The 5,182-nt window shown below is 62.3% G+C and carries 6 protein-coding genes; 4 read left to right on the top strand and 2 right to left on the bottom strand.

The features are described from left to right. Positions 1–200 precede the first annotated feature (200 nt). Both T281_RS16140 and T281_RS16135 read right to left on the bottom strand, forming a co-directional pair. Positions 201–563, bottom strand: coding sequence for a rhodanese-like domain-containing protein (locus tag T281_RS16140; RefSeq protein WP_052037596.1), 363 nt, complete (start codon positions 561–563; stop codon positions 201–203). Positions 564–592: 29 nt separating this feature from the next. After that, on the bottom strand, positions 593–916 hold the full coding sequence (locus T281_RS16135) for an ArsR/SmtB family transcription factor (RefSeq protein ID WP_245269271.1): 324 nt from the start codon (positions 914–916) through the stop codon (positions 593–595). 72 nt (positions 917–988) lie between these two features. On the opposite strand from T281_RS16135, the gene T281_RS16130 reads away from it, so the two are divergent. The 4 genes from T281_RS16130 to T281_RS16115 all read left to right on the top strand — a co-directional run. Beyond that, positions 989–1,342 (top strand): carboxymuconolactone decarboxylase family protein, encoded by a 354-nt coding sequence (locus T281_RS16130; protein WP_037241878.1) that lies wholly within the window; start codon positions 989–991, stop codon positions 1,340–1,342. 781 nt (positions 1,343–2,123) lie between these two features. Further along, positions 2,124–3,797, top strand: coding sequence for an L-lactate permease (lldP, locus tag T281_RS16125; RefSeq protein ID WP_037241877.1), 1,674 nt, complete (start codon positions 2,124–2,126; stop codon positions 3,795–3,797). Further along, on the top strand, positions 3,797–4,627 hold the full coding sequence (locus T281_RS16120; RefSeq protein WP_037241875.1) for an FCD domain-containing protein: 831 nt from the start codon (positions 3,797–3,799) through the stop codon (positions 4,625–4,627). Before lldP ends, T281_RS16120 begins: the two co-directional genes overlap by 1 nt. Before the next feature lie 10 nt (positions 4,628–4,637). Continuing rightward, a partial coding sequence (locus tag T281_RS16115) for an alpha-hydroxy-acid oxidizing protein (protein ID WP_037241873.1) occupies positions 4,638–5,182 on the top strand: 545 nt, incomplete at its 3' end.

Raw genomic sequence — 5,182 nt, 5'->3', positions numbered from 1 at the left:
TTGAAGGACGTCGCCGCCGGGTCCGTGATTTATATTCAAATCCGAACGGAATGCGAGCCAAAACTTGCACGCCGCGCTATTTTTCGGGGAGAAGCGCCGTTTCTCCTGCTCAGACGGTTACAGCACCGCGCCGTAAATCAGACGCGGCACGGTGCTCCAGGTGTGAGTCGTCGTTCAGCTTCTGTGCGTCTCAGGCTGATCTAACCGCGCCCGGTGAGCCAGTTCATGAAACCCCGACGCGGCGCGCGCTCAACCGGCAAGCCCGCCTTTTTCCACGCTTCGATGCCGCCGTCGAGGTTGTAGACGACGGCGCGGGGAGGCAGTTCGCCAGCCAGCTTCTCGCAAGCTTTCCCGCCGCGCCCGCCGAGCTTGCACATGATGACGAGTTTCTTTCCGGTGTAATCGGGCAACTTTGCGCAACAGACCGTCCCCAGCGGGACGAGCGTCGCGCCCGCGACATGCTCCGCCGCGTATTCCTGAGGCTCGCGCACGTCGACAAGTATCGCGTCTCCGCGTTCGAGCCAGGTGTTCAGCGCAGCGGCATTGACGGGTTGAATGGGCATGGGACTACCTTTAGGGTTTTCTAATGCTTTCAGGGGCGACAGTAGATCAGATAGAGCGTCGAGAGCAAGGCGTGAACCTCCATGCTGCACAGCCGATAATAGACCATCTGGCCGCGCTTCTCGGCGCTCACGATGCCGGACTCACGCAGTTTCGCAAGATGCTGAGACACGGCAGATTGCGATAATTCAATCACTTCGCACAACTCGCCGACCGACTTCTCCCCGCCGATGAGCTGGCAAAGAATGAGCAGCCGATGCGAGTTGGCGAGCTGCTTCAGCATCTCGGCCGCGGCTTCGGCGTGGCCCTTCATGGCATCCGCCGCCCCCGCGACCGGGGAATCCTCTCGCTTCATCTTGACACCATATTAGCTGTATCTAATATAAGGCAAACACGCTCGCACACAAGCCCCGAAGAAGGATGTCCTATGGAAAAGGATTACGCCGAAATCACGCGCGCCATCTCCGCAAACATGAAGGAACTGCGCAAGGGCATACCCGAAACGATGCAGGGCTTTAGCGCGCTCGCGGCTGCCGCCACCAAGGACGGCTCGCTCGACAAGAAGACCAAGGAGCTCATCGCGCTCGCGCTTGGCGTGGCCGCGCGTTGCGACGGCTGTATCGGCTTCCATTCCGAAGCGCTCGTGAGGCTCGGCGCCACGCGCGAAGAGGTGCTGGAGGTGCTCGGCATGGCCATCTACATGGGCGGCGGACCCTCGCTCATGTACGCCGCCGATGCGATCGGCGCTTACGACCAATTCGCCGACAAGCGCGCCGCCTGATCTGGTTACAGTCCGCGTCGCAGCCACGCGGGTGATGCATACCCGGAGCATCTTTGCGCTGCAAAAATGCTCCGGGGCCGCTGAGCGCTCCTGAACTTCCGTCCGAGGCTGACGGTTCGTTAACCTCGCGAACGACAACCTCGGGGCAAGAAAGGCTCGGCGCACCACCACGGCGAGCCAATAGTCGCGCACAAGGCCGCATGGTTTGGGCAATCGCACGGAAGCGGCGAGCTATTGCATCGGACCGTAAGTCGGACCTGGCATGACCCTGTAAATTTCGGTTGTCGATCAACCTCTCTGCGTCAAACCCCGATCTGACGCAGTGATCTGTGCAGGCATTTACATTTCATTCGCGCCCGCTTGTGCACCGTCATCGAATGCAAAATTAGATACTAAACTACACGTTGCCAGTGCTCTTCCGGCGCATACGTTTGAATAAGAGGGCGTGCGCCAGAGCATCAAAAGATCGCTCCAGAGCACCAGTCGATCAGCCGCTTCCCCTCCCCCGGCATTCGCATCCGTCATGCTCGAAGCCCAGGTCGCAGACCCGAGGCTTGCACGGAATTTGAACGCGGACCCGAGCGAACCACGCCACCAAGATCCTCCCGCACGAAACCATCCGGACGGCTTCCCCGCGCCGAGCACATCGCTCTGTCGCGCTGCCCTGGTCTGACCAAACCCTTGATATTCTACCATAGTCTCGTTTGACTTATCCGCCCTTTCCCAAGAATACACGGGCAGTGTCTGCTCCCGTTGGTCAGACCAATTCGAGGGATATGGAATGACAGTGTGGCAGCAGAATTACGATCCACTCGGCAATCTCTGGCTTTCGAGCCTTGTGGCCGCGATCCCGATCCTCTTTTTCTTCCTCGCCCTCACCCGATTGCGCCTGAAGGGCTACCTCGCCGCCACCATCACCTTGCTCCTCGCCATCGGGATCGCCATCGGCATGTATCGCATGCCCGTGGAATCGGCGGCGGCGGCTGGCGTTTACGGCTTCCTCTACGGGCTCTGGCCCATCGCGTGGATCATCATCGCGGCCGTATTCCTCTATCGGGTGTCGGTGGAAACCGGCCAGTTCGACATCATCCGCCGCTCGATCCTGCACATCACCGAAGACCAGCGGCTCCAGCTTCTGCTCGTCGGCTTCGCGTTCGGCGCCTTCCTTGAGGGTGCGGCCGGTTTCGGCGCACCCGTCGCGATAACGGCGGCGCTGCTCGTAGGGCTCGGCTTCCGGCCGCTTTATGCGGCGGGCCTCTGCCTCATCGCCAACACCGCGCCAGTCGCGTTCGGCGCGATGGGCATACCGATCATCGTTGCGGGACAGGTGTCCAATATCGATCCGTTCCTTATCGGCCAGATGGCAGGGCGTCAGCTTCCGCTGCTGTCGATCATCATCCCCTTCTGGCTGATCCTCATCATGGATGGCGTGAAGGGCGTGCGCGAAACGTGGCCCGCCATCCTCGTATGCGGCATATCGTTCGCCACCGTGCAGTTCCTGACAGCGAATTTCATCGGCCCGGAACTTCCCGACATCACCGCCGCGCTCGCCTCGCTCGTTTGCCTGTCGCTGTTCCTGAAGGTCTGGCAACCCCGGAACATCTTCCGCTTCGACGCGGAGGAAATCGCGGCGGATGGAGCCGTGCCCGTTCCGGTTCAGCATGAGCCGAACCAGCGCTATACGACCGGCCAGATCGTCAAGGCGTGGTCGCCCTTCCTGATCCTGACCGCCTTCGTGACCTTGTGGAGCATCCCGCCGTTCAAGGCGCTCTTCGCGGCAAACGGCCCGCTCGTCAGCACGATCATGTCGATCCACGTGCCGTTCCTCGATATGCTCGTCGAGAAGATCCCGCCCGTCGTGGCCCAGCCGAAGCTGCTTGAAGCGGTTTACAAGTTCAACTGGCTCTCCGCGACCGGCACCGCGATCTTCCTCGCGGCCATCGCATCCATCCTTCTTCTCGGCATGAGGCCCGGCAAGGCCATCGCGACCTTCGGCGGCACGCTGAAAAGTCTCGCCATCCCGATCTATTCGATCGGCGTCGTCCTAGCCTTCGCGTTCGTGGCCAATTTCTCGGGACTTTCCACGACGCTTGCGCTGCTGCTCGCTCATACGGGGTCGGCGTTCACGTTTTTCTCGCCGTTCCTCGGATGGCTGGGCGTGTTCGTGACGGGTTCGGATACCTCATCGAATGCGCTGTTCGGCGCGCTTCAGGCCACGACCGCGCATCAGATCGGCGTGAGCGACGTGCTTCTCGTCGCGGTGAACACGACCGGCGGCGTGACGGGCAAGATGATCTCGCCGCAGTCCATCGCCATCGCCTGCGCAGCGGTGGGGCTCGTCGGCAAGGAATCGGACCTGTTCCGCTTCACGGTGAAGCATAGCCTTGCGCTCGCGGCGCTCATCGGTGTCATTACCACCGTTCAAGCTTACGTGACGCCGTGGATGATCCCCTGATGGACGATGCCAAACCGGACCTTGCCAAATTAGCCCTAGCCCAGCCATCACGCGTATCCGAGCGCGCCGAGGCCATGATCGAGACCTTCATCAAGGATCATGGCCTTCGCCCCGGCGACCGTCTGCCGTCGGAGCGCGCTCTCGCGGAAATGGCCGGGATCTCCCGCGCCAGCCTGCGGGAGGCGGTGGGACGCATGGCGGCTCGGGGACGCGTGACGGTGCGGAAAACGGGCATCCTGATCGCCGAGCCGCCTGCCTCGCCCTCCCCTGCGGTCGCCGCCTCGTGGGCGAGAGAAACGATCAGCGCGCCGCTTGCACCTCTCGTCGCCTACGATGCGGGCTACAGTCACGATGTGCTGGAAATCCGTCAGGCGCTGGAGGGCGCGGCGGCCTATTACGCGGCGCTTCGCGCCGACCCCGACGACAAGACCCGCATTCGCGATGCATTCGAGGCCATGGGCAAGAGCCACGGCGCCAGCACCCCGATAGAGGAAGCCCGCAAGGACGCGGCGTTCCATCTCGCCATCGCCGAGGCTTCACACAACGCCGTCCTGAAGCAGGTGATGTCGAGCATGTTCGGCCTTCTGCAGGACAGCATCTCGCAGAGTCTCGAAAAGCTCTACACCGTGCCGCAGACCTTCGACGCCCTTTCGCAGCAACATCGCGCGCTCATCGAGACGATCGAGGCGGGCGATGCCGAGGGCGCGAGACAAGTTTCGGACCGCCACCTCCGTTTTGTCGAAACGACGATCAAACGCATCGATGACGATCTGGCCCGGAAGGCGCGGTCGACCGTCGCCCGTTCCGCCGCACTTCAAGATAAAGGCTGAGTTCCTTTCCATGATAATCTCCGCGACCACAGACTATCGAGAGGCGGCCCGCCGCCGACTGCCACAATTCCTGTTCGATTACATCGATGGCGGCGCTTATGCGGAGCACACGCTTCGCCACAACGTGTCCGACCTCGCCAGCATCGCTCTTCGCCAGCGCGTGCTGAAGAACGTGGCCGATCTGAGCCTCGAAACCGAGATTTTCGGCCAGAAACTCGCGATGCCGGTGACGCTCGCGCCTGTCGGCCTCACGGGCATGTACGCGCGGCGCGGCGAGGTGCAGGCGGCGCGCGCGGCGGCCTCGCGCGGCGTGCCCTTCACGCTCTCGACCGTCTCCGTCTGTCCCATCGAGGAAGTGCAGAAGAAATCGCCCGCGCCGATCTGGTTCCAGCTTTACGTGCTGAAGGATCGCGGCTTCATGCGCAATGCGTTGGAGCGCGCACAGGCGGCGGGAATAACGACGCTGGTGTTCACGGTGGACATGCCCGTGCCCGGCGCGCGCTATCGCGACGCGCATTCCGGCATGTCGGGCAAGAACGCCCATTTCCGGCGCAT

It is taken from the genome of Rhodomicrobium udaipurense JA643, from assembly GCF_000636015.1.
In the GTDB taxonomy this organism is placed as follows: domain Bacteria; phylum Pseudomonadota; class Alphaproteobacteria; order Rhizobiales; family Rhodomicrobiaceae; genus Rhodomicrobium; species Rhodomicrobium udaipurense.
Note: the sequence above shows the minus strand (reverse complement) of the source record. Positions and strands in the feature narration are given on the sequence as shown.

Excerpts from the sequence above, each read along its gene's own strand:
- T281_RS16140 (WP_052037596.1), bottom strand. The coding sequence starts at position 563 with ATGCCCATTCAACCCGTCAATGCCGCTGCGCTGAACACCTGGCTCGAA.
- T281_RS16135 (WP_245269271.1), bottom strand. The coding sequence starts at position 916 with ATGAAGCGAGAGGATTCCCCGGTCGCGGGGGCGGCGGATGCCATGAAG.
- T281_RS16130 (WP_037241878.1), top strand. The coding sequence starts at position 989 with ATGGAAAAGGATTACGCCGAAATCACGCGCGCCATCTCCGCAAACATG.
- lldP (WP_037241877.1), top strand. The coding sequence starts at position 2,124 with ATGACAGTGTGGCAGCAGAATTACGATCCACTCGGCAATCTCTGGCTT.
- T281_RS16120 (WP_037241875.1), top strand. The coding sequence starts at position 3,797 with ATGGACGATGCCAAACCGGACCTTGCCAAATTAGCCCTAGCCCAGCCA.